Below are 21,860 nucleotides of genomic sequence, written 5' to 3' on the forward strand. Positions count from 1 at the left end.
CGCCCCTCATCGCGGGAGACGTGGGCGGCGCAGATACGCATGACGGCGGCGGGCGGTGCCCTGATCGTGTTGTCCGGCTGCGCGGGGGCTCATGTCGATGGGCCGGCGACGGCGCGGGATGTCCGGCCGGTCGCCCCTGTCGCGGTGGACGTCACGTCGCGTGTGGTCCCGATATCGGCAAATGCGGGCGCGATGGACAGTACCATGAGCGCGCTTGCGGCCGGACTCGTCCAAAGCCTGCGGAAAGCCCGTATCGCCGCGCATCCAGCTTCGGGCGATGAGGCGCCGCCACATGAAGCGGGCCGGGAACTCGCCCTTGTCGTCGACGTCTCCAGATTGCAGTCCGGCAATGCCTGGACGCGCGAATCAATATTTGAGTGGCCTGCTGATCCGAGAAATTCTCATAAGAATTTCTCGGGCAGGACACTGGTCGGCTTCGGCGCCGGGAAGAGCCGTCTGCAAGCGCATGTCATGCTTGTCGATATGCGCGGGATGCGGCTGGACGCCCTGCTGGACTTCACGGTCAGGGCGGATAGCGGCGCGATGCCCGGTGTGGCCGTCAGTGCCTGGAATCCGATCGGCCTAGAGCATTTCCACCGAACACCGGTTCAGTGGAAATGCTCTAGGTTGTTATTTTATCGAGCATCTTCACCCGTTCAAACGAGTCCGTTTGAACGGGATCTGCTCTAGCCGTCCATGGCGGGGGCACGATCACGCGCGAAGCCACCGGCGACGGTCACGAAAATGCCGACCGGACCGTCAAGGCGATCGTCAAAAGAATGGTCGGATATTACCGGGACAATGGGTGGCTTTCCGCTCCGGCAGGCAGCGGCTGAATAGCAGCGGCTGAATCATCGTGAATGATCGATAGGGCAAGGGCCCGTCTCGGGATGGCGGAATTCCGACCGTTCGCGCGGCATGTCGCCTCCGAAAATTCATGAGACGAATTCTCGTCATGAATTTCGGAGATCAGCCGGTCGTGGAGAGGCGGTTTTACATGGCCGTTCAGTCCTGCGCGACCTGAAGCTGCTCGAGGTCGGCGATCAACCCGGGTCCGGTCGGTTCCCATTCCAGCCGCCCGCGCGTGCGGACGCTGGAGGCGCGCATGTCGAGCGCCGCGAACATGGCGAACCGTCCGAAAAACGCCTGGGCCTCGTCGGGCGCGATGGACCGGACCGGCAGGTCGAGGCGCCGGCCGATGGCGTGGACGATATCGCGCATCGTCACGCCTTCCTCGGCCACCGCGTGATATATCGCGCCGGATTCGGCCTTCTCGATCGCCAGCCTGTAAAGACGGGCCACATCGCCGACATGCGCCGCCGGCCAGTGACTCGCGCCGTCGCCGACATAGGCGCAGGCGCCTTTCTCGCGAAATATCGCGATGAGGGGCGTGATGAGGCCCTGCTTGGCCGTGTCATGAACCTGGGGAAGGCGCATGACCGAGGCGCGGACGCCCCGTGGGAGCAGCGCAAGCGCCGTCTGTTCGGAGACGCGCGGGAATGGGAAATCCGGCGGGATCTGGTCGTATTCGGTCGCAGCGCGACCCGGCTCGGCCAGTCCCGCCAATCCCCCCGTGACGATGAGGGGCCTGGCGGAGCCGGCGAGCGCGGCGCCCAGGGCCTCGATGGCGCGACGATCCGTTTCGCAACTCGCCGCGAAATTCGACCAGTCATGGACGAACGCCAGGTGAATGACGGCGTCCGAGGCTTCGGCCTCCGTGCGCAGGCTGTCGAGATCCTCGAGCGTGCCGCGCTGGATCTCGGCGCCGGCGGCGGCGAGGGCGTGGGCGCCTTCTTCGGAACGGGCCAGGCCGAGGACGTCATGCCCGGCGGCGATCAGCTCCCTGACCGTGGGAAGGCCGATGAATCCGGTGGCACCGGTAACGAATACACGCATGGGTAATATCTCCCCGTTTCAGGTGGGGACAAATCTCATCCCGTGTCCTATGCTGGTAAAGTAGTGACGTTATCATATTATAAAGAGTACCAGGATGAGCCTGCATCCGGCCGGCGAGAAGCGCCTCGGCACGTATTTGAGGGACCGTCGGGCGAAGCTCGACCCGGCTGCCTTCGGCTTTCAGCCGGACCGCCGGCGCACCCCCGGCCTGCGCCGCGAGGAAGTCGCCCAGCGGGCCAATATCAGCCCGACCTGGTACACATGGCTCGAACAGGGGAGAGGCGGCACGCCGTCGGCGGATGTGCTGGACCGGATCGCCCGGGCGCTGATGCTGACCGATGTCGAGCGCGAGCATCTGTTCCTGCTCGGGCTGGGGCGGCCGCCGGAGGCGCGCTATCGCAAGAGCGACGGCGTTACGCCGCGCCTCCAGCGGGTGCTCGATGCGCTGGAGTCGAGCCCCGCAATCATCCGCACCGCGACATGGGACGTGGTGGCCTGGAACAAGGCGGCGACCGTCATGCTGGGGGATTACGGCGCACTGCCGCCGGCGCGGCGCAATATCCTGCGCACCCTCTTCCTCGATCCGGGCGCCCGCGCGATGCAGCACGATTGGGGCAGCGTGGCGCGCTTCGTGATCGGGGCATTCCGGGTCGATGCGGCGCGCGGAGGGGCGGCGGACGAGATCGCGCCTTTGGTGGATGAACTCTGCCGGCTCAGTCCCGAATTCCGGAGGATGTGGCGCGACAACGGCGTCAGTGCCGCGCCCGGCGAGATCGTCAAGCATATCCGCCATCCGCTTCTTGGGCCGTTCGCCTTCGAATATTCGGTTTTTTCGGTCGATGGGCGCCCGGACCTCACATTGGTCGTCTATAACCCGGCGACGCCGGAAGATGCCGAAAAGATCAGGTCGCTGATGAAACGCGGCTGACGATGCCGGGATCGTTCCGCGCTTTCGTCCGTGGTGCGCCGCCGGGTGCGTCGTCGCAATCATTCGTTACCCTGTCTGCTCTTCCTGTGCGGCCGGTCGGTCTGCGAGGAAGGGAGAAACCGATGGAGGAGCGTTTCATGACGTCTGACGGCCTGTGTCCGGCGCGGCCCCGCCTGCGCGGCCGGGGCTGACGGCGGCGCGCCATGTCCAGGACGATCGTCATCGTCGGGGGTGGGGCGAGCGGCGCCCTGCTGGCGGTCCATCTGGCGCGCCAGGCCGATCGTCCTGGCGTGGTGGTGGTCGAGCCGCGCGCGGAAATCGGACCCGGCCTTGCCTATTCGACGCGCAGCCCGGGGCATCTGCTGAATGTCCGCGCGGCGAACATGAGCGCGTTTCCCGACCGGCCGGACCATTTTCTGGACTGGCTGCGGCGGGACCATGATCCCGAGGCCGATGGCGGCCTGTTCGCGCCGCGCATGGCATATGGGCGGTATCTGCGTTCGCTGGCGCAGGCGGCCGGCATCGTGCATTGCAGGACGATGGCGACGGCGGTGACGGTGGAGGGCGATGCCGCCCGCCTGGTGCTGGCCGATGGAACGGTGCTGGGCGCGGACCATGTGGTGCTGGCATTGGGGCATTTTCCGCCGGTCGACCTGCCGCATGTCAGCGACGATGCCGTTGCGCGGCGGATCTATTATCGGGATCCGTGGGCGGACCATGCCCCTATGCCCGATCGGGACGCGCCGGTCGTCCTGATCGGCACCGGCCTGACGGCGGTGGACATGCTGCTGCGGTTGCGCGAGGAGGGGCATCGGGGGCCGGTGACCATGATCTCTCGCCATGGGTTGCCGAGCCTTGGCCATATCCCTTGCGCGCCATGCGCGCAGGCGGCCATCCCGCCCGGGACCGCGCCGGCGGCTCGCGCCTATCTTCGGGCGTTGCATGCGGCATTGAGGGACGGCGTGGCCTGGCCCGCGGCGATCGACAGCCTGCGCGGCACCAGCAACCTGTTATGGGCCCGGCTGCCGCTCTCGGAGAAAATCCGCTTTCGGCGGCATCTCTTTCATCGTTGGAGCGTGGCGCGCCACCGTATGGCGCCGTCGGTCGCGGCACGGGTGGCGCATGACATGCAGCGTGGCACGCTTGCGATCCGCAGGGGACATGTCCATGCCCTGGCGGCCGGCGGGGATGGCGGCGTCCTGACGCTGCGGACCGCACGGGGGACGGAGATCCTCGCGGCCTCGCGCGTCATCAATTGTTCGGGGCCGGCGACCGATTACCGGCATGTCGGGTCCGCCATTCTGCGCGGGTTGCTGCGTACCGGACAGGCGGTTCCCGGCGAAATGGGCGTGACGCTGGCGACCGGGGCGGGCGGGGCCGTACGGGATGCGGCGGGGCATTGCTCGCCGGTCCTGTCCGCGATGGGGCCGATGCGGGCCGGCACCCTGTTCGAAACGACGGCGATTCCCGAAATCCGGCAGCAGGCCGCCGAACTGGCGGCCCGGCTGGTCCGGACATCATCGTGATCGCCGGCCACGGCGTCCGGCGTGGGCGCTCTTGTTCCGGTGCCGCTATTCCGATGCCGCGCCGGCATGGCCTGCCGCGGTCCCGTCGAGCAGGGCGATGACGGGGGCGGCCATGGCGTCCAGCACGGCGGGTTCGGGGCGGAGGCGGGCCATGACGCGGATGCCCAGCACGAGCGCCAGCAGATGGCGGGCCAGGATGTCCGGGGCCAGCGGGGGGGCGATCGTGCCGTCGGCCTGGCCGGCCGCCACGCGATCGCGGAAGAAGGATTCGATCCGGTCCAGCCGGTCGGTCACCGCCTGGCGGCATTCGGGGTCATGGGGCGCGATCTCGAGCGCCGTGTTGACCACCAGGCAGCCCCGGCGGCGGGGATCGGCCAGCGATTCCGCGATGATCGCCTGGAAAAGTCCCATTATGGCCCGGCGCGGCGGCTGGCCGTCCGCCTGGGCGATGTAGCGGCGGACGGTGCCGTGTTCGGAATAATGCTGGAGCGCGCGGCGGAACAAGGCGCGCTTGTCGCCGAAGGCGTTGTAGAGGCTGGCGCCGGTGATCCCCATGCTGTCGGCCAGGTCGCGCACCGACGTTGCCTCGTACCCCCGGGTCCAGAAGCAGTCGATCGCGGCCGCGAGGGCCGCGTCTTCGTCAAATTCCCTCGGCCTGGCCATGTGCGGCAATGCGCTCCGTTCCGGTTTTGTCTTTCTTGAATGATTTTAGATCGATCGATACAAAACAGCAAGGTTCCGGCGGGACCGGTCTTCGCCGGGTGTTGGAGTGCCCTGGTGGACTGCCCCGATGGACTGCAAGGAGATGCCATGATCCGGTTTTATTTCCATCCCACGCCCAATCCGGCCAAAATCGCCCTGTTCCTGGAAGAGACGGGCCTGGAATACGAACTGGTGCCCGTCGATACCCGCAAGGGGGAGCAGCACGATCCGGCCTTTCTGGCGATCAATCCCAACGGCAAGGTGCCGGCGATCGTCGATACGGATGGTCCCGGCGGAAAGCCGGCGCGGGTGTTCGATTCCAATGCCATCCTGCTCTATCTGGCGGAAAAGACCGGGCGGTTCCTGGGGGATGCCGAGGATCGGCCGGATCTGCTGTCCTGGCTGTTCTTCATCGCGACGGGGGTCGGGCCGTTTTCCGGCCAGGCGGTGCATTTCCAGCATCACGCGCCGGACAGGCTGGAGTACGCGGTCAATCGCTATCGCCGGGAGATCGCGCGGCATTACCGCGTGCTGGACCTGCATCTGGCCGGGCGCGACCATCTGGTGGGGGGCGGCTATACGATCGTGGACATGGCGGCCTGGGGCTGGATCCGCATGGCGTCGCGGGTGCTGGCGGTGCAGGACGATCCGCTGGCGCCCTTTCCCAATCTGCGGCGGTGGTTCCTGACCGTCGATGCCCGGCCGGCGGCGGCGCGGGCGCGGCAGGTGGGGCAGGGGCATGATTTCAAGACGGAAATCGACGAGGCGGCACGGCGCGCGCTGTTTCCTTCGAATTATCCTGTAGATGATCCGGCGGGTGCGTGACGGAGGGGACGGTGATCAGTCGCCGGCGGTGCGTCCCGCGGTGAGTGAGGCGGGCAGGGCGGTGCCGTTCGGGCAGAGGGCGCCGCAATCGAAGGAGGCGGGGACCTGAAGGCGGCAACCCGAACGCCGGACGGGCTGCCGCGTTGTCGCGGTCCGTCGCGCGCGGGTTTGCGCAGGATCAAGGCGGGGCCGGCCGGGCACGCGTAGAGGCGTGCATTGCCGAGGCGGCGGGAGCCGCGCGGCGATCAACTGGCGGAGCGATGTCATGAAGGCGTTCGTCTATAACGGTCCTGGCCGGATGGCGGTCGAGGAGCGGCCTGTCCCCGAGATCCGCGAACCGGGCGATGCGGTGGTGCGGATGACCAAGACCACGATCTGCGGCACCGACCTGCATATCCTCAAGGGCGATGTGCCGACCTGTCTGCCCGGTACGGTCCTGGGGCATGAAGGGATCGGGGTGGTGGAGAAAGTCGGCGCGGCGGTGACGGCGTTCAGGCCGGGCGACCGGGTGCTGATCTCGTGCATCTCGTCCTGCGGCAGATGCGCCTATTGCCGGCGGGGCATGTTCTCGCACTGCACGACGGGGGGCTGGGTGCTGGGGAACCGGATCGACGGCACGCAGGCCGAGTTCGTGCGCACGCCCCATGCCGATACCAGCCTCTATCCGCTGCCGGACGGGGTGGACGAGGAGGCGCTGGTGATGCTGAGCGACATCCTGCCGACCGGGTTCGAATGCGGGGTGCTGAACGGCAAGGTGGCGCCGGGGAGCACGGTCGCGATCGTCGGGGCCGGACCGATCGGCATCGCCGCGCTGCTGACGGCGCAGCTTTATGCGCCTGCCCGGATCATCATGATCGACCTGGATGCGAACCGGCTGCAGACCGCGCTGCAATTCGGCGCGACGGACGTGGTCGATAGCGGCCGGGGCGACGCCGTCGCGACCGTGATGGCGCTGACCGAGGGGCTGGGGGTCGATACGGCGGTCGAGGCGGTCGGCATTCCCGCGACGTTCGAACTCTGCGAGGCGATCATCGGCGCCGGGGGGACCATCGCCAATGTCGGCGTGCACGGGACGAAGGTCGACCTGCACCTGGAACGCCTGTGGGACAGGAACATCACCATCACCACCCGGCTGGTCGATACGGTCACCACGCCCATGCTGCTGAAGAGCGTGGCATCGCGGCGGATCGATCCGGCGCGGCTGGTGACGCATCGCTTCACCTTCGACAGAATCCTGGATGCCTATGCGGTGTTCGGCCATGCGGCGGAGGAAAAGGCGATGAAGGTGGTGATCTCGGCCGCCTGACGCGGGGTCCGGGGACGGTGTCGCTGGAGTTGGCTCGGTGATCGCGGCTCACATGGCCAGCAATTCCTGCTGCGCGTGCGCGGCGATCACGCCGTGGCGGTCGGGGTGCAGGCCGGCGACCGTGACGGTGAGGCCGCGTTCCTGGAGCTTGGCGAGGGTCTTTTCCAGCATGCCGACCGAGGTGATGTCCCAGAAATGGGCCTCGGTGACGTCGATGACGACGGTGTGGGCCATGGTCTGGAAGTCGATCGCGTCATAGAGCAGGTCGGCGGAGGCGAAGAAGAGCTGGCCCTTGACGACGTAGCGGTCGGTGCCGTCCGTGCCGTGGCGGGTGATCGCCACCAGGGCCATCACCCGCCAGGCGAAGAACACGCCGCTGAGCAGCACGCCGACCGCCACCCCGGCCGCCAAATCGTGGGTGGCCACCACCACGCCCACCGTCGCCAGCATGACCAGGCTGGACAATTTGGGGTGGCGCAGCAGGTCGCGCAGCGATCCCCATGCGAAGGTGCTGATCGACACCATGATCATGATGGCGACCAGCGCCGCCACCGGCACCTGGGCCACATAGCGGTGCAGCAGCACCATCAGCGCCAGCAGGAACGCGCCGGCGGTGAAGGTGGACAGGCGTCCGCGCCCGCCATAGCGCAGGTTGCCGACCGTCTGGCCGATCATGCCGCACCCGGCGATGCCACCGAACACTCCGGCCAGGATGTTCGACAGGCCCAGCCCCGTGCATTCCATGCGCGGGTCGCCGTGGGTGTCGGTGGCGTCGTCGACCACGCGGGCGGTCATCAGCGATTCCAGCAATCCCACGGCGGCCATGGCGATCGCGTAGGGCAGGACGGTTTCCAATGTCGCGACATCGAGCGGCACATGCGGCAGGGCCAGGCCGGGCAGGCCGGCCGGCAGCGCGCCGAGGTCGGCGACGGTGCGGACCGGCATGCGATGCCACGTCGTGATCGCCGTCAGCACGACGATGCAGACCAGCGGCGAGGGGATCGCGTCGTTCAGCCGGGGCAGCAGATAGATGATCGCCAGGCCCAGCGCGATCAGCGCGTAGCTGTGCCAGGTCGCGTGCAGCATCTGCGGCACCTGGGCGGAGAAGATCAGGATGGCCAGCGCGTTGACGAAGCCGGTGCGGATCTCGGCCGAGACGAAGCGCATCAGCACCTGCAGGCGCAGCAGGCCGAACAGCATTTGCAGCAGGCCGGCCAGCAGGGTCGCCAGCAGCATGTAGGGCGTGCCGTGCCGATGCACCAAAGCGGCGGCGACCAGGGCCACCGAGCCCGCGGCCCCGGAAATCATGCCGGGCCGGCCGCCGGTTATGGCGATCGCGACGCTGATGACGAACGAGGCGTAGAGCGACACGGCGGGCGAGACGCCGGCGACATAGGAAAAGGCGATCACCTCGGGGATCAGGGCGAAGGTGCCGACCATGCCGGCCAGCACCTCGCGCAGCGGGGCATGGGCCCACTGTGCGCGGTACGCTGAGAATTGCATGAGGGAGAAGGGTCCTTTGCGCGTGATGGGGATGTCGTCGTGTTGCGGCCCGACGCGGCAATGGTCCGGGGATTTTAGGGGCGGGGGGACGAAAGGGCAAGGCAGGGCCGTGGCGCGGTGTGTGGGCGCGATGAAGTTTACTTTGCGATGTTCCTATTTATTGCGGAACGATCGGTGTGGAACGCTTCATCGCGATCGAAGCGGGCGGGAACGATGGCTGAAGGCGGGGGGATGCGGCTGGATCTCTTTCGGAGCTTGTGGGGCCATGGCGGGTCGTGGGCCGAGGCGATCGCCGAATTGCGCGCGGCCGGGTTCGACGGAATCGAGGCCCGCGTGCCGGCGAGCTTGGCCGAGGCGCGGGAGCGGGGACAATTGCTGCGGGATGAGGGCGTGCCCTATATCGCCATCGTGCTGACGGGCGGCGGGGTGATTCCGGACCAATCGGCCGGCGTGGCGGCGCATCTGGCGGATCTGCGCGACGGGCTGGAGCGCGCGGCCGCGCTGGCGCCGCGTTTCGTCAATGTGCTGGGCGGGTGCGACCGCTGGCCGGCGGCGCAGCAGGTGGAGTTCATTGCCCGCGCGCAGGAGATCGCGCGCGCGGGCGGCGCGAGCTGCGTCTTCGAGACGCATCGCGCGCGGATCCTGGCCACGCCCTGGGTGACGCTGGAGGTCGTCCGGCAGCATCCCGACGTGCTGTTCACCACCGATATCAGCCATTGGGTGGTGGTCAGCGAGCGCCTGCTGGATGATCCGGCCGATGATTTCGGCGCGTTCGTCGCGCGGGTGCATCATATCCAGGCCCGTGTCGGCTATGACCAGGGACCGCAGGTGCCGCACCCGGCGGCGCCTGAATATCGGCGCGAATTGCTGTTCCACCAGGACCATTGGGAACGGGTCTGGCGGGCCCAGCGGGCCCGGGGAATGGCGGTGACGACGATGACGCCGGAATTCGGCCCGGACGGGTACCTGCACCGCCTGCCCTTTACCGGGACGCCCGTCGCGGATCTGTGGGACCTCAATGCCTGGATGGGGCAGGCCGAGCGGGCGCATTTTTCACGATTCATGTCAGCTTGCGCGCAGGATGAAGACGATGACGACAGAGCATGATCCCTTGACCGCCCGCGGGGATTTCACGGCCATACCGGTCGTCGATATCGCCGGCTTGTACAGTGCCGATCCCCAGGCGCGCGCCCGGGTGGCGGCGGCCCTGGGGGAGGCCGCGCGCAATGTCGGGTTCCTGTATATCTCCGGCCACCAGGTCGCGCCGGAGCTGATCGGGAATGTGCGGCAGGCGGCACGGGATTTCTTCGCCCAGCCCTTCGACGACAAGATGCGCCATTATATCGGCGCGTCCGCGACCCATAAGGGCTATGTGCCGGAAGGCGAGGAGGTGTACGGCACCGGCCGTCCCGACCGGAAGGAAGCGTTCGACATCGGCTATGAGGTGCCGGGGGACCATCCGCTGGTGCGGGCGGGCACGCCGCTGCTGGGGCCGAATGACTGGCCGGCGCTGCCGGGGTTCCGCGCGGCGGCCCAGGCATATTACCAGGCGGTCTTCGCGCTGGGGCGGACCCTGTTTCGCGGCTTCGCGCTGGCGCTGGGGCTGACCGAGGGATATTTCGACGACCTGGCGCGCTTTCCGCCCTCCAAGCTGCGGATGATCCATTATCCGCATGATGAGGACGCCGAGGACGCGCTGGGGATCGGCGCGCATACCGATTACGAATGCTTTACCATCCTGCTGGCCGATGCGCCGGGGCTGGAGGTGCTGAACGGCAAGGGGGAATGGATCGATGCCCCGCCGGTCGAGGGGGCGTTCGTGGTGAATATCGGCGACATGCTGGAGGTCATGACCGCCGGGGCGTTCGTCGCCACCGCGCACCGGGTCCGCAAGGTGAAACAGGAGCGCTATTCCTTCCCGCTGTTCTATGCCTGCGACTACCACACCCAGATCCGGCCGCTGCCGGCCTTCGCGACGGCGGGGCAGGCTTATGAGACGATCACCATCGGCGAGCATATGTGGGCGCAGGCCCTGCAGACCTATCGCTATCTCGGCCGGCGCGTCGCCGAGGGGCGGATCGCCCTGCCGGACGGCGCGCGGCGTCCGGCCAGCTTCGGCCATCTGGGCAAGGCGGGAGCGTAAGGCAGGCGTTTCGGCGCGGGCCGGGTCAGCAGGTGGATTGCAGGATCTGGCGGAAGGTTTCGGCCATCAGGCTGGCGTGGGAATCCCGCTTGACCAGGAAATGGAACTGCGTGACCAGCGGCAGGCCCGCGCAGTTCAGGCGGCGGAACTGGCCGCTGGCCTCGAGCGGGGTGGCGAAGATTTCGGGCAGGAAGCCGATGAACTGGCCGGTCAGGATCAGCAGCGCGCGCGCGTCGATATTCTCGGCCGCGGCGGAGAAGGTGAGGGTGCGCCGCGTGTCCTCCCAACCCGGCGCGGTGGCCGCGTCGGAGACTTCGATCAGGCGGTGGCCGTCCAGCATGTCGAAGGTGATCGGGTCGTCTGCCCGGGCGAAGAGCGGGTGCCGGCGGCCGCAATAGAGATGCAGCGTTTCGGTGAAGAGCGGCGTCGTCTGCAGGTTGGGCTGCACGTGCGGGCGCAGGGTGATGCCGGCGGTGGCGCGGTCGTCGAGCACCGCGTACTCGATTTCGTGCGACGCGGTCGATCGGAGGTCGATGACGACGTCGGGGTGGGCCGACGCGAAGAGTTCCAGGGCCCGGACGATGCCGGTCTCGCCATAGACCAGCATGTTGTCGGTGACGTAGAGCGTGAAGCGGCCCGACAGGATGCCGCTGGCGGAATTGACCCGGTCGCGGAACCGTTCGATGTCGCGCAGCAGGTCGGTGGTCGCGTCCAGGACCTGCGCGCCTTCGGGCGTCAGGGCGAAGCCGCCGCGCCCGCGCTTGCACAGCTTGATCTTCAGGCGGTTTTCCAGTGCCGCGATGTCGATGCTGATCGAGGATTTGCTTTTGCCCAGCGCCAGTTCGGCCGCGGCGAAGCCGCCCTTCTGCGCGACGGTGCGAAAGACGCGCAGCAGGCGCAGATCGACTTCGGCGAGCTGGCCGCTGAAGGCGGCGGCCGGGCGGGCGGCCATGCGCGCGGTCGGTCCCTTGGTCGTGGTTCTGTGCATCATGTGGAATTATGGGTCAAAAGCCGGTTCGCGCCAAATCGTCGGGCCAGATCCTCAGGTCAGATCTTCAGGCGGTGCCCTGACACGGGGTGGCGCGTGCGGTAGGGTGATCGGACCGGTGTCGGAACGGGGTGGTGGTCATGCGGGTGGGGCTGGGTGGTTTCTTGGCGTTTTCCCTGCTCTTTTCCCTGGCTCCGGGGGGTGGGCCGCGCGCGGCGGAGAAGGCCGGGCCGATGCCGGCGGCCGCGCGGGCGCTGGTCGCGCGCCACCATATGCAGCCGATCCCGCAGGAAGGGGGCTGGTTCGCCCAGGTGCTGCGCACGCCCGAGACGCTGCCGGGCGGGGCGCTGCCCGCCCGCTATGGCGGCCGGGCGCATCCGCTGTCGACCGCGATCTTCGTGCTGGAAACGAGACGGGATTTTTCGGCCCTGCATCGCCTGGCGACCGACGAGGTGTGGCATTTCTACGGCGGTGATCCGATCCGGATGCTGCTGCTCTATCCGGACGGGCGGGGGCGGACGGTCACGCTGGATGGCGGCAACCCGCTGTTCGTCGTTCCGCAGGGTGTCTGGCAAGGATCGATGCCGGCCGGGCCGCGCGGCTGGTCGTTCGGCGGCACGACGATGGCGCCGGGCTTCATGCCCGAGGATTTCGTGCTGGGCGATCGGGCGGCGCTGGCCCGGGCCTATCCGGGGTTTGCGGATGCGATCGCGCGGCTGACCCGGGGGGCGTCATGAGGGTGTGTCTGAAGCGGGGTGTGGGGTTGGGTCTGGGGTTGAGTTTGGGCGCCGCTATCGGTTTGCTGGCGGTTGCCGCGATGCCGGCGCGTGCGCAGGGGCTGGATGCGTCGCGCGTGCCTTTCATCACGATCGCGCCGGGCGTTCGCATGAAGGAGCTGACCGGACTGGCCGCGCCGCTGCGTTCTGCGCGGCAGAGCGTCGCGCTGTTTCGGCTGGATGCCGGGCATGGCAATCCGTCGAGCCATAATACGACGTCGGAGGAGATCTTCGTGATCGTCGCGGGGCGGGGCGTCGTATGGCTGGACGGCACGCCGCATCCGGTTTCGGCGGGCGACGTGGTGCGGATCGCGCCACGCGTGCGGCATCGTGCCGTGGCCGGAAAAGAGGACGCGCTGTGCTTCTATGCGATCTCGGCGCCGCCGTTCCGGCCCGACGATTATCACCTGGATGCGGGGCCCCAGGAATCAGGACACTAGGGCCGCCGGCGCTACTCGCCCGATAATTTGCGCAGGATATGCAGGGCGGCGACGCGCTCGCACGCATCGAGGGGGGCGAGGGTCAGTTCCGTGATGCGCAGCGCCTCGGGGATGCAGGTCCGGACCAGGGCCTCGCCGTCGGGCGAGAGGGAGACGATGCGCTGGCGCCGGTCCTCGGTATCGCTTTCGGTCCTGACCAGATCGCGGTCTTCGAGCCGGGCGACGATGCCGCGCAGGGTGGCGTGGTCGATGGCGGTCATGCGGCCGATCCGGATCAGCGGCGCGGGCTGTTCCTCGCGGATCGCGACGAGGACAGCGAACTGCACCGCGGTCAGCCTGTGGTCGGGGATCGTTTCCTGAAAGATCGCGGTGTGGCGCTGATAGGCGCGGCGCAGCAGGTGGCCGATCTGGCTGGAGAGGTCGTAGGCGGCAGGCGGCTCGGACGGTGCTGCCGCCGGTTGCGGTTCGGCGGTCGGGTGCGCCTGGGCTGCGCTGGGTAGGGTCGCCTGTTTCATGTCGTTTCCCTTGTCGCGCGTTCACGGGCCGGTGGCAATAGGCGGCGGCGTCACCTTTGGGAGAAGATGACGCCTTTCAGAAAGACGGAATTTCGCAAGCGGCGATGGGTGGGGACATGGAACGATTTCGTTTCGAAACGGACTTGTGCGGGGCATAAATAACGTATACGCCATAAATGGATCGACGCGGACCGGCTGGGGTGTCGCAATGGCTTTGGACCTTTCTTTCGACAGCACGGCCGCCGGCATGGCGGCGGATGGCGCGCAGGCCGATGCGCTGTATCGCCGACTGACCTGGCGGATCGCGCCCTTTCTGTGCCTGGGGTTTCTCGCGGCCTATGTGGACCGGGTGAATGTCGGCTTCGCCAAGCTGCGCATGGCGGCCGATCTGGGGCTGGGGGAGGCTGCCTATGGCCTGGGCGCCGGGTTGTTCTTCGTCGGGTACGTGCTGTGCGAGGTGCCGAGCAATATCCTGCTGCAGCGGGTGGGCGCGCGGTTTTGGCTGGCGCGGATCATGCTGACCTGGGGCGTGGTGTCGGGGGCGATGTGCCTGGTACACACGCCCATGGCGTTCTATGCGCTGCGGCTGCTGCTGGGCGTTGCCGAAGCCGGGTTCATGCCGGGGGCGCTGCTGTATCTGAGCCAGTGGTTTCCGCCGGAACGCCGGGGGCGGCTGACGGCGCTGTTCATGATCGGGATTCCGCTGTCGAGCGTGCTGGGGGCGCCGCTTTCGGGCTTTATCCTGGCCCATTTCTCGGGGGTGGGCGGCATTGCCGGCTGGCGCTGGCTGTTCGCCGTCGAATCCCTGCCGCCGGTCCTGCTGGGCCTGTGGGCGCTGTTCGGCCTGCCGGACCGGATCGAAACCGCGGACTGGCTGGACGCGCGGGAAAAGGGCTTTCTGCGGGAGCAGTTGCGCCACGGCCATGACGATCATGCGATCTCGCGCCTGTGGCAGGCTTTTGCCGATCCGCGGGTGTGGCATGTCGGGCTGATCGACGGGGCGATCCTGCTGGGGCTTTATACGGTGGCGTTCTGGTTCCCCACCTTTCTCAAGGGGCGCGGTGTCGCCGATCCGATGACGATCGGGCTGATTACCATGGTGCCGCATCTTTGCGCCGTATTCAGCATGGTCCTGAATGGCTGGCATTCGGACCGGACGGGGGAGCGGCGGCTGCATGTCGTGCTGCCGGTCCTGCTGGGGGCCTTTCTGCTGGGGTGCAGCGTGCTGGCCGACGGCAGCCTGGCGGTGTCGGTCTGCCTGATCGCGCTGGCCAATGCCGCGATCCTGGGGGCCCTGCCGCCCTTCTGGTGCATTCCGGCGAATTTCCTGCGCGGGCCGGCGGCGGCGGCGGGGCTGGCGATTGCCTGTTCCTTCGCCAACCTGGCAGGGTTCTTCGCCACCGGGATCATCGGTTGGACGATCCAGCGGACGCACAGTCCGGACCTGGCGCTGGTGCTGTTCGCCTGCGTGATGGCGGCGGCGGCGCTGAGCCTGTTCCTGATCCCGCGGGAGATCGTCGACCGGACATAGAGCATTTCATCACGCATCTTCGCCCGTTCAAACGGGTCCGTTCGATCGGGACCTGCTCGGGCGGCGTGGATGCGGGAATGGTTTGTTGCCTTTCAGATATATAGCGTATACACCATTAATGCCCGGCGATGGCGCGGGCGCACGGGAACGGGATGGCGAAAAATGGTTGAATCGGTAAGAATCGGTATCGTCGGGGCAGGGCTGGGCGGCGTGGCCGCGGCGGGCCTGCTGGGGCGGGCCGGTTATGACGTAACCCTGTACGAGCAGGCGCCATCGTTCTCGCGCCTGGGGGCGGGGATCCAGTTCGGGCCGAACGTGATGAAGATCATGCGCCGGCTGGGGCTGGAAGAGCGGATCGAGGCCGTGTCCTGCCATCCGGATTTCTGGTTCAGCCGCAATGGCGCGGACGGCGCCTATCTGTCGCGCATTCCGCTGAATGCGCAGCATGACCGCTATGGCGCGACCTATGTCACCATCCATCGCGGCGACGTGCATGAGATCATGCTCGGTGCGGTCGATCCGGCGGCGATCCGTTTCGGCAAGAAGCTGGTCGATTTCGAGGAGAATGCGTCGGGCGTCGTGCTGTCCTTCGAGGACGGCACCACCGATACGGTCGAGATGCTGATCGGCGCGGACGGGCTGAATTCGCGGGTGCGCGAGACGCTGCTGGGCCCGGAAGATCCGCTGTTTACCGGCTGGATCGGCCATCGGGCCCTTATCCCGGCGGCGCGCCTGTCGGGCCTGGAGGTCGAGCCCTGCGTCAAATGGTGGTCGTCCGACCGGCATATGATGGCGTATTTCCTCGACAGGAACAGGGACGAATTCTATTTCGTCACCGGCGAGCCCGCTGCGGACTGGCCGCGTGGCGTGGCGTGGCAGCCCAGCACGCGCGCGGCGCTGCACGAATCGTTCAAGGGCTATTGCGACACGGTGCAGGCCTATATCGAGGCGGCCGAATCGGTGACCAAATGGCCGCTTTTTACCCGCGATCCGCTGCCGCTGTGGCACAAGGGGCGTGTCGTCCTGCTGGGGGATGCATGCCATCCGATGAAGCCGCACATGGCGCAGGGCGCCGCCATGGCGATCGAGGACGCGGCGGTGCTGGTGCGCTGCATCACCGAGCTGGGCGTGGGCGACATGGCGGCGACGTTCGAGACCTATCGCCGTCATCGCGTCGAGCGGGCGTCACGCGTGCAGCAGGTTTCCAATGCCAATACCTGGCTGCGGGCCGATGAGGATCCGTACTGGGTGTACGGCCATGACGTCTACGCCATCGACCTGAACGCCTGACCCGTCGGGGCGCGCGCATGGAGCGGAGCATGCAGGAGATCACGGTGAACGGGACGCGGCACGTGGTGCAGGCGGCCGCCGAGACGCCGCTGCTCTACGTGCTGCGCAACGACCTGGGATTGAACGGCCCGAAATACGGGTGCGGCCTGGGGGAATGCGGCGCCTGCACCGTGCTGGTCGACGGCAGGGCGGCGCGGTCGTGCAGCGTGCCGGTCGGGCTGCTGGCCGGGCGCGCGGTCACGACGCTGGAAGGGCTGGTCGCGCCGGACGGAACCCCCGATCCGGTGCAGCAGGCCTTCATCGACGCGCAGGCGGCGCAGTGCGGCTATTGCCTCAACGGCATGATCATGACCGTGCGGGCGCTGCTGAACGTCAATCCGGCCCCGGGCGAGGGCGAGATCCGCGACGCGCTGCGGCATAATCTGTGCCGCTGCGGCACGCATGTGGAAATCCTGCAGGCGGCGCGCCGGGCATGCGGCGTGTCGTGCGGCATGCCGTGCGGGGCGTCGCGGTGAGCGCGGCGGCCGACGGCTTCGGCGGGGGGGCGGGCTGGCTGGCGATCGTGCGGCCGCCGCAGCCGCCCGGCGGGCTGGCGGCGCGGGCGGCGCCGGCGGGCGAGGCGCCGGACGAGGTGTTCGTCGTCGTGCATGCCGAAGGCCGGGTCACGGGCTATTGCGGGCATGTCGACCTGGGTACCGGCATCCGCACCGCGCTGGCGCAGATCGTCGCCGAGGAACTGGACGTGCCGTTCGGCCATGTCACGATGGTGCTGGGCCACACGGGCAGGACGCCGGACCAGGGGGCGACGATCGCCAGCGAGACCATCCAGGTCAGCGCGATTCCGCTCCGCCGGGCCGCGGCGCATGCGCGGGCCGTCCTGCTGGATCTTGCCGCGCTGCGGCTGAACCGGCCGGTGGCGGAACTGGAGCTGCGCGACGGGCGGATCGTCGGCGCGCCGGCCCTGCTGCGGGATGCGCCGCTGACCTATGGCATGCTGCTGGACGGGCAGGCGCTGCGGGTCCGGCTGGACGAGCAGGTCGCGGTCAAGACGCCCGATCGCTACCGGATCGTGGGGCGGACGGTGCCGCGGGTGGATATTCCCGACAAGGCCACCGGGCGCGCGGTCTATGTGCATGACGTCCGGGTGCCGGGCATGCTCCATGGACGGGTCGTCCGCCCGCCTTACGGCGGTTTCGATCATGGGGGCTTTGTCGGGCGAAGCCTGCGGTGGGTCGATCGCGCATCGGTCGCGCATGTTCCCGGCCTGGTCGATGTCGTCACCATCGGCGATTTTGTCGGCGTGGTGGCCGAGCGCGAGGAAGACGCGGCCGAGGCGGCGCGGGTGCTGACGGTACGCTGGGACGTGCCCGCGCTGCCCGGCCTGTCGGATCCGCCGGCGGCGCTGCTGGCCAATCCCGCCACGCCGCGCCGGCTGCTGGATCGCGGGGATGTCGAAGCCGCGCTGGACGGGTTGCCGGGCCGGATGGACCGGACCTATTCCTGGCCCTATCAGATGCATGGCTCGATCGGGCCGTCCTGCGCGGTGGCGGACTGGCGGGCGGAGGGCGTGACCGTCTGGTCCGGGACGCAGAACCCGCACATGCTGCGCGCCGACCTCGCCCAACTGGCGGGGGTGGAGGCGGCGCGGATTTCGATCGTCCGGCACGAGGCCGCGGGCTGCTATGGGCGCAACTGCGCCGACGATGTCTGCGGCGACGCGCTTTTGCTGTCGCGGGCGGTCGGCCGCCCGGTGCGGGTGCAACTGACCCGCGCGCAGGAGCATGTCTGGGAGCCCAAGGGTGCCGCGCAACTGATGCAGGTGCGCGGCGGCATCGCCGCGGACGGCAGTCCGGCGGCCTATGATTTTTCGACGCGCTATCCGTCCAATGTCTCGCCCCTGCTGGCGCTGGTGCTGACCGGGGTGGTGCCCGCCGCGACGCCGGGGGTGACGCAGATGGGCGACCGCACCAGCATCGCGCCCTATGCCTATGGCAATGCGCGGGTCACTGTACATGACATGCCGCCGATCGCCCGGGCCTCGTGGCTGCGGGGAGTGTCGGCCATGCCGAACAGCTTTGCGCATGAATGCTATATCGACGAGCTGGCGGCGGCGGCCGGTGTCGATCCGCTGGATTATCGCCTGCGCCATCTGGCCGACGCGCGGGCGGCGGCGCTGCTGCGCGCGCTGGCCGCGCGTGCGGGCTGGGCGCCGCGCGCGGGCATGCGGCGGCCGGACGGGCAGGCGCGGATCCTGCGCGGGCGGGGCGTCGCCTATGCGCAATATGTGCATGGCACCTTTCCCGGCGTGCCAGCGGCCTGGGCGGCCTGGGTCGCCGACGTGGCGGTCGACCGCAAGACCGGCCATGTCCGAGTGACCAAGGTATGGGTCGGCCAGGATGCCGGCATGATGGTCAACCCGGCCGGGGTGCAGCACCAGGTCCATGGCAATGTCGTCCAGTCGGTCAGCCGGGCCCTGAAGGAACAGGTGGCGTTCGACGCGCGGGGCGTGGCCAGCCGCGACTGGGGCACCTATCCGCTGCTGACCTTCGACGAGGTGCCCGACATCGACGTGCTGCTGGTCGAATGCCAGGACCAGCCGCCGCTGGGAGTGGGTGAATCCGCCTCGGTCCCCAGCGCGGCGGCGATCGCCAATGCGATCTTCGACGCCACGGGCGTGCGGTTTCGCGACGTGCCCTTTACGCCCGAGCGCATCCGCGCCGGGCTGGAGGACGCGCTGGGGCCGTGGCGCGAGCCGGTCGCGCCGGAACCCGAACCCGAACCGGAACCTATGCCGCTGGCGGCGGCGCCGCCGGGACAGGCCGGCGGGTGGCGGCGCTGGTTGGCGCCCGGGGTGTTCTGTGCCGCGGTCATGCAGGTGACGAGCACGGCGATGCCGTGGCGGCCGGCCATCGCGCCGATCGCGCGTCCCGCGCCGTCGCTGTTTTCGGCTGCGCTGGTGGAGCGCGGGCGGCTGGCGGCGGCGGCGGGGGATTGCGCGGTGTGCCATACCGCGCCGGGCGGCGTGGTCAATGCCGGTGGGCTGGCGCTGGAGACGCCGTTCGGCATCATTCATTCCACCAACCTGACGCCGGACGAGGAGACGGGGATCGGGCGCTGGTCCTATGCGGCGTTCGCCCGGGCGATGCGCCACGGGATCAGCCGCGACGGGCGTCACCTTTATCCGGCCTTTCCCTATACGGCCTTCGCGAAGATCGACGAGGCCGACATGCAGGCGCTGTATGCCTATCTGATGGCGCAGCCGGCGGTGCGGAACGTCGTGCCGCAGACCAGGCTGGCCTTCCCGTACGCCATCCGGCCGATCATGGCGGGGTGGAACGCGCTGTTCCACGACCCGTCGCCGTTCGTGCCCGATCCGGCGCGCTCGGCCGTCTGGAACCGGGGGGCGTATCTGGTCGAGGGGCTGGGCCATTGCGGCGCGTGCCATACCCCGCGCAACGCGCTGGGCGCCGAGCGGCGCCGGACCCGCTATCTGGCGGGGGGCGAGGCCGAGGGGTGGGATGCGCCGCCGCTGGGCGCGCTGTCGCGATCGCCGGTGCCGTGGAGCGAGGATGCGCTGTTCGCCTATCTGCGCACCGGCTTTTCCGACCGGCACGGGCCGGCCGCCGGGCCGATGGCGCCGGTGGTCGCCGAGATGGCGCAGATGCCGGACGACGACGTGCGGGCGATCGCGGTCTATGTCGCGTCGCTGGATCCGCGCAACGCGGCGCCGGGCGCGGCGCGCGCGGCGGAGCAGGCGCGGGAGCGCGCCGAGGGCCAGGCGGCGCTGCGCCTGCGGGACAGCGCGGGCGTGGGGGAAGGGGCGCGGATCTTCGGCGGCAGTTGCGCGGCCTGCCATGACGGCGCGGCGCCCCACATGTTCGGCGCGCGTCCGTCGCTGGCGCTGAACGGCAACCTGTTCGCCGACCGGCCAGACAACCTGGTGCGGGTGATCCTGGACGGCGTCGGGCATCCGGCGACCCCGGAGGCCGGCGCGATGCCCGGCTTTCGCGAGACCTTGAGCGATGCGCAGATCGCGGCGCTGGTGCGGTATCTGCGCGCGACCTTCGCCCCCGGCCGGCCGGAATGGACCGGCCTGCCGGGCCGGGTGGCGGCGTTGCGCGCCGCGCCACGCCACGGGATCGTGCCCCGGCCGCATGCGGCCCCGTCGCCGCAGGGGACGCCGTGATGCGGTTCCTGCCGTCCTGGCGCCCGGTGGCGGGCGATGGCGCGGTCGCGCCGGATGAGCGCCTGCCCTGGGGGCATACGCTGCTGATGGGCGCGCAGCATGTGCTGGCGATGTCCGGCTCGACCATCCTGGGTCCGCTGCTGATGGGCTTCGACCCGAATGTCGCGGTGCTGTTCTCGGGCCTGGGTACGCTGCTGTTCTTCGCGGTGACGGGCGGGCGGGTGCCCAGCTATCTGGGATCGAGCTTCTCGTTCATCGCGCTGGTGGTCGCGGTGACGGGCTATGCGGGGCATGGCGCCAATCCGGACGTGCCGCTGGCCGCCGGGGGGATCGTCGCGGCGGGAGCGGTCTATGCGCTGGCGGGGCTGCTGGTCTGGGCGACCGGCACCGGCTGGATCGAGCGGCTGATGCCGCCGGTGGTCACCGGGGCGGTGGGAGCGGCGATCGGCCTGAACCTGGCGCCCGTCGCGGCCCAGCGGATCGGCGCGCGGCCCGCCGAAGCGGTGTTCGGGCTGGTCACGCTGCTGACGGTGGCGGTGTTCTCGCTGCATGCGCCGCCGGCGATGCGACGGCTGTCGATCCTGTGCGCCATGGTGGTGTCGTGCCTGGTCTATGCGCTGGCCGCCAACGGGCTGGGCCTGGCCCCGCCGATCGATTTCGGCATGGTGCGGGCCGCGCCCTGGTTCGGCCTGCCGCCGCTGCGCGCGCCGCGCTTCGAGACCCATGCCATGCTGGCCATCGCCCCGGTCGCCCTGGTGCTGCTGGCGGAGAATCTGGGCCATCTGAAGGCGCTGGGGGCGATGACCGGCCGCAATTTCGATGCCCTGGCCGGGCGGGCCTTCCTGGGCGACGGTCTGGCGACGATGCTGGCGGGCGCGGGCGGCGGCACGGGGGTGACGACCTATGTCGAGAATATCGGCGTGATGGCGATCTCGCGGGTCTATTCCACCCTGGTGTTCGTCGCGGCGGCGCTGTTCGCCGTCCTGCTGGGGTTTTCGCCCCGTTTCGGCGCGGTGCTGCGGATCATTCCCGATCCGGTGCTGGGTGGACTGGCGCTGGGAGTGTTCGGCCTGATCGCCGCGACGATGGTGCGAATCTGGATCGAGCATAAGGTGGATTTTGCCGATCCGCGCACGCTGTTCACCGTCGGGGTCACGCTGATCGCGGGGGCGGGCAACCTGACGATCGCCATGGGCCAGGTCGTGCTGGGCGGGATCGCCACCGCCACGATCGCGGCCATCGGGCTGAACCTGATCCTGGGATGGCGCGGCCGGCGTCACCCCTCGCCTTCCGACAAGGAGTAGA

19 protein-coding genes are annotated in these 21,860 nt (G+C 68.9%); 14 read left to right on the top strand and 5 right to left on the bottom strand.

Annotated elements, in window-relative coordinates; genetic code table 11:
* The first annotated feature begins 39 nt into the window (after positions 1-39).
* On the top strand, positions 40-690 hold the full coding sequence (locus tag QN315_RS13915) for a hypothetical protein (protein ID WP_323989873.1): 651 nt from the start codon (positions 40-42) through the stop codon (positions 688-690).
* A 315-nt stretch (positions 691-1,005) separates the two neighbouring features.
* On the opposite strand, the gene QN315_RS13920 is transcribed toward QN315_RS13915, so the two are convergent.
* Positions 1,006-1,896 (bottom strand): SDR family oxidoreductase, encoded by an 891-nt coding sequence (locus tag QN315_RS13920; protein ID WP_323989874.1) that lies wholly within the window; start codon positions 1,894-1,896, stop codon positions 1,006-1,008.
* Positions 1,897-1,990: 94 nt separating this feature from the next.
* Here QN315_RS13920 and QN315_RS13925 point away from each other — a divergent pair, with 94 nt between their 5' ends.
* Positions 1,991-2,824, top strand: a complete 834-nt coding sequence (locus QN315_RS13925) for a helix-turn-helix transcriptional regulator (protein WP_323989876.1) — start codon at positions 1,991-1,993, stop codon at positions 2,822-2,824.
* A gap of 203 nt (positions 2,825-3,027) precedes the next feature.
* Positions 3,028-4,350, top strand: coding sequence for an FAD/NAD(P)-binding protein (locus QN315_RS13930; protein ID WP_323989877.1), 1,323 nt, complete (start codon positions 3,028-3,030; stop codon positions 4,348-4,350).
* Between the two features lie 45 nt (positions 4,351-4,395).
* Here QN315_RS13930 and QN315_RS13935 read toward each other — a convergent pair whose 3' ends face one another.
* A complete protein-coding gene (locus QN315_RS13935) occupies positions 4,396-5,013 on the bottom strand; it encodes a TetR/AcrR family transcriptional regulator (protein WP_323989878.1) in 618 nt (205 codons plus the stop codon).
* Between the two features lie 147 nt (positions 5,014-5,160).
* On the opposite strand from QN315_RS13935, the gene QN315_RS13940 reads away from it, so the two are divergent.
* Both QN315_RS13940 and QN315_RS13945 read left to right on the top strand, forming a co-directional pair.
* Positions 5,161-5,877 carry a glutathione S-transferase N-terminal domain-containing protein gene (locus QN315_RS13940; protein WP_323989879.1) on the top strand — a complete coding sequence of 239 codons (717 nt, stop codon included), beginning with the start codon at positions 5,161-5,163 and terminating at the stop codon, positions 5,875-5,877.
* A gap of 265 nt (positions 5,878-6,142) precedes the next feature.
* The gene (locus tag QN315_RS13945) at positions 6,143-7,183 is read left to right on the top strand and encodes a zinc-dependent alcohol dehydrogenase family protein (protein ID WP_323989880.1); all 1,041 of its coding nucleotides are present in this window, start codon (positions 6,143-6,145) and stop codon (positions 7,181-7,183) included.
* A gap of 48 nt (positions 7,184-7,231) precedes the next feature.
* Here QN315_RS13945 and QN315_RS13950 read toward each other — a convergent pair whose 3' ends face one another.
* Positions 7,232-8,686 (bottom strand): SulP family inorganic anion transporter, encoded by a 1,455-nt coding sequence (locus tag QN315_RS13950; RefSeq protein WP_323989881.1) that lies wholly within the window; start codon positions 8,684-8,686, stop codon positions 7,232-7,234.
* 213 nt (positions 8,687-8,899) lie between these two features.
* Between QN315_RS13950 and QN315_RS13955 the strand changes: the two genes are divergently transcribed.
* Together QN315_RS13955 and QN315_RS13960 are read left to right on the top strand one after the other, a co-directional pair.
* Positions 8,900-9,793 carry a TIM barrel protein gene (locus QN315_RS13955; protein WP_323989882.1) on the top strand — a complete coding sequence of 298 codons (894 nt, stop codon included), beginning with the start codon at positions 8,900-8,902 and terminating at the stop codon, positions 9,791-9,793.
* The gene (locus QN315_RS13960) at positions 9,777-10,829 is read left to right on the top strand and encodes a 2-oxoglutarate and iron-dependent oxygenase domain-containing protein (RefSeq protein ID WP_323989883.1); all 1,053 of its coding nucleotides are present in this window, start codon (positions 9,777-9,779) and stop codon (positions 10,827-10,829) included. Before QN315_RS13955 ends, QN315_RS13960 begins: the two co-directional genes overlap by 17 nt.
* Before the next feature lie 25 nt (positions 10,830-10,854).
* On the opposite strand, the gene QN315_RS13965 is transcribed toward QN315_RS13960, so the two are convergent.
* Entirely contained in the window at positions 10,855-11,817 is a 963-nt protein-coding gene (locus QN315_RS13965) for a LysR family transcriptional regulator (protein ID WP_408904640.1), read from the bottom strand.
* A gap of 140 nt (positions 11,818-11,957) precedes the next feature.
* Between QN315_RS13965 and QN315_RS13970 the strand changes: the two genes are divergently transcribed.
* Together QN315_RS13970 and QN315_RS13975 are read left to right on the top strand one after the other, a co-directional pair.
* Complete coding sequence (locus tag QN315_RS13970) at positions 11,958-12,554, top strand: cupin domain-containing protein (RefSeq protein WP_323993516.1); 597 nt, start codon at positions 11,958-11,960, stop codon at positions 12,552-12,554.
* Positions 12,555-12,634: 80 nt separating this feature from the next.
* Positions 12,635-13,033 carry a cupin domain-containing protein gene (locus QN315_RS13975; protein WP_323989886.1) on the top strand — a complete coding sequence of 133 codons (399 nt, stop codon included), beginning with the start codon at positions 12,635-12,637 and terminating at the stop codon, positions 13,031-13,033.
* An 11-nt stretch (positions 13,034-13,044) separates the two neighbouring features.
* On the opposite strand, the gene QN315_RS13980 is transcribed toward QN315_RS13975, so the two are convergent.
* Positions 13,045-13,548 carry a MarR family transcriptional regulator gene (locus tag QN315_RS13980; RefSeq protein ID WP_323989888.1) on the bottom strand — a complete coding sequence of 168 codons (504 nt, stop codon included), beginning with the start codon at positions 13,546-13,548 and terminating at the stop codon, positions 13,045-13,047.
* 208 nt (positions 13,549-13,756) lie between these two features.
* Here QN315_RS13980 and QN315_RS13985 point away from each other — a divergent pair, with 208 nt between their 5' ends.
* From QN315_RS13985 to QN315_RS14005, 5 genes are all read left to right on the top strand, one after another.
* Positions 13,757-15,079, top strand: coding sequence for an MFS transporter (locus QN315_RS13985; RefSeq protein ID WP_323989890.1), 1,323 nt, complete (start codon positions 13,757-13,759; stop codon positions 15,077-15,079).
* Positions 15,080-15,241: 162 nt separating this feature from the next.
* Positions 15,242-16,369: an FAD-dependent monooxygenase gene (locus QN315_RS13990; protein ID WP_323989891.1), complete on the top strand. Its 1,128-nt coding sequence runs from the start codon at positions 15,242-15,244 to the stop codon at positions 16,367-16,369.
* Between the two features lie 29 nt (positions 16,370-16,398).
* On the top strand, positions 16,399-16,884 hold the full coding sequence (locus QN315_RS13995) for a (2Fe-2S)-binding protein (protein ID WP_408904525.1): 486 nt from the start codon (positions 16,399-16,401) through the stop codon (positions 16,882-16,884).
* Entirely contained in the window at positions 16,842-20,555 is a 3,714-nt protein-coding gene (locus QN315_RS14000) for a molybdopterin cofactor-binding domain-containing protein (RefSeq protein ID WP_323989894.1), read from the top strand. The genes QN315_RS13995 and QN315_RS14000 overlap by 43 nt, the downstream gene beginning before the upstream one ends.
* A complete protein-coding gene (locus tag QN315_RS14005; RefSeq protein WP_323989896.1) occupies positions 20,555-21,859 on the top strand; it encodes a solute carrier family 23 protein in 1,305 nt (434 codons plus the stop codon). Before QN315_RS14000 ends, QN315_RS14005 begins: the two co-directional genes overlap by 1 nt.
* Position 21,860: the final 1 nt, after the last annotated feature.

The organism is Nguyenibacter sp. L1 (assembly GCF_035199985.1).
Taxonomy (GTDB): domain Bacteria; phylum Pseudomonadota; class Alphaproteobacteria; order Acetobacterales; family Acetobacteraceae; genus Gluconacetobacter; species Gluconacetobacter vanlangensis.

Excerpts from the sequence above, each read along its gene's own strand:
- QN315_RS13915 (WP_323989873.1), top strand. The coding sequence starts at position 40 with ATGACGGCGGCGGGCGGTGCCCTGATCGTGTTGTCCGGCTGCGCGGGG.
- QN315_RS13920 (WP_323989874.1), bottom strand. The coding sequence starts at position 1,896 with ATGCGTGTATTCGTTACCGGTGCCACCGGATTCATCGGCCTTCCCACG.
- QN315_RS13925 (WP_323989876.1), top strand. The coding sequence starts at position 1,991 with ATGAGCCTGCATCCGGCCGGCGAGAAGCGCCTCGGCACGTATTTGAGG.
- QN315_RS13930 (WP_323989877.1), top strand. The coding sequence starts at position 3,028 with ATGTCCAGGACGATCGTCATCGTCGGGGGTGGGGCGAGCGGCGCCCTG.
- QN315_RS13935 (WP_323989878.1), bottom strand. The coding sequence starts at position 5,013 with ATGGCCAGGCCGAGGGAATTTGACGAAGACGCGGCCCTCGCGGCCGCG.
- QN315_RS13940 (WP_323989879.1), top strand. The coding sequence starts at position 5,161 with ATGATCCGGTTTTATTTCCATCCCACGCCCAATCCGGCCAAAATCGCC.
- QN315_RS13945 (WP_323989880.1), top strand. The coding sequence starts at position 6,143 with ATGAAGGCGTTCGTCTATAACGGTCCTGGCCGGATGGCGGTCGAGGAG.
- QN315_RS13950 (WP_323989881.1), bottom strand. The coding sequence starts at position 8,686 with ATGCAATTCTCAGCGTACCGCGCACAGTGGGCCCATGCCCCGCTGCGC.
- QN315_RS13955 (WP_323989882.1), top strand. The coding sequence starts at position 8,900 with ATGGCTGAAGGCGGGGGGATGCGGCTGGATCTCTTTCGGAGCTTGTGG.
- QN315_RS13960 (WP_323989883.1), top strand. The coding sequence starts at position 9,777 with ATGACGACAGAGCATGATCCCTTGACCGCCCGCGGGGATTTCACGGCC.
- QN315_RS13965 (WP_408904640.1), bottom strand. The coding sequence starts at position 11,817 with ATGCACAGAACCACGACCAAGGGACCGACCGCGCGCATGGCCGCCCGC.
- QN315_RS13970 (WP_323993516.1), top strand. The coding sequence starts at position 11,958 with ATGCGGGTGGGGCTGGGTGGTTTCTTGGCGTTTTCCCTGCTCTTTTCC.
- QN315_RS13975 (WP_323989886.1), top strand. The coding sequence starts at position 12,635 with ATGCCGGCGCGTGCGCAGGGGCTGGATGCGTCGCGCGTGCCTTTCATC.
- QN315_RS13980 (WP_323989888.1), bottom strand. The coding sequence starts at position 13,548 with ATGAAACAGGCGACCCTACCCAGCGCAGCCCAGGCGCACCCGACCGCC.
- QN315_RS13985 (WP_323989890.1), top strand. The coding sequence starts at position 13,757 with ATGGCTTTGGACCTTTCTTTCGACAGCACGGCCGCCGGCATGGCGGCG.
- QN315_RS13990 (WP_323989891.1), top strand. The coding sequence starts at position 15,242 with ATGGTTGAATCGGTAAGAATCGGTATCGTCGGGGCAGGGCTGGGCGGC.
- QN315_RS13995 (WP_408904525.1), top strand. The coding sequence starts at position 16,399 with ATGCAGGAGATCACGGTGAACGGGACGCGGCACGTGGTGCAGGCGGCC.
- QN315_RS14000 (WP_323989894.1), top strand. The coding sequence starts at position 16,842 with ATGCGGCGTGTCGTGCGGCATGCCGTGCGGGGCGTCGCGGTGAGCGCG.
- QN315_RS14005 (WP_323989896.1), top strand. The coding sequence starts at position 20,555 with ATGCGGTTCCTGCCGTCCTGGCGCCCGGTGGCGGGCGATGGCGCGGTC.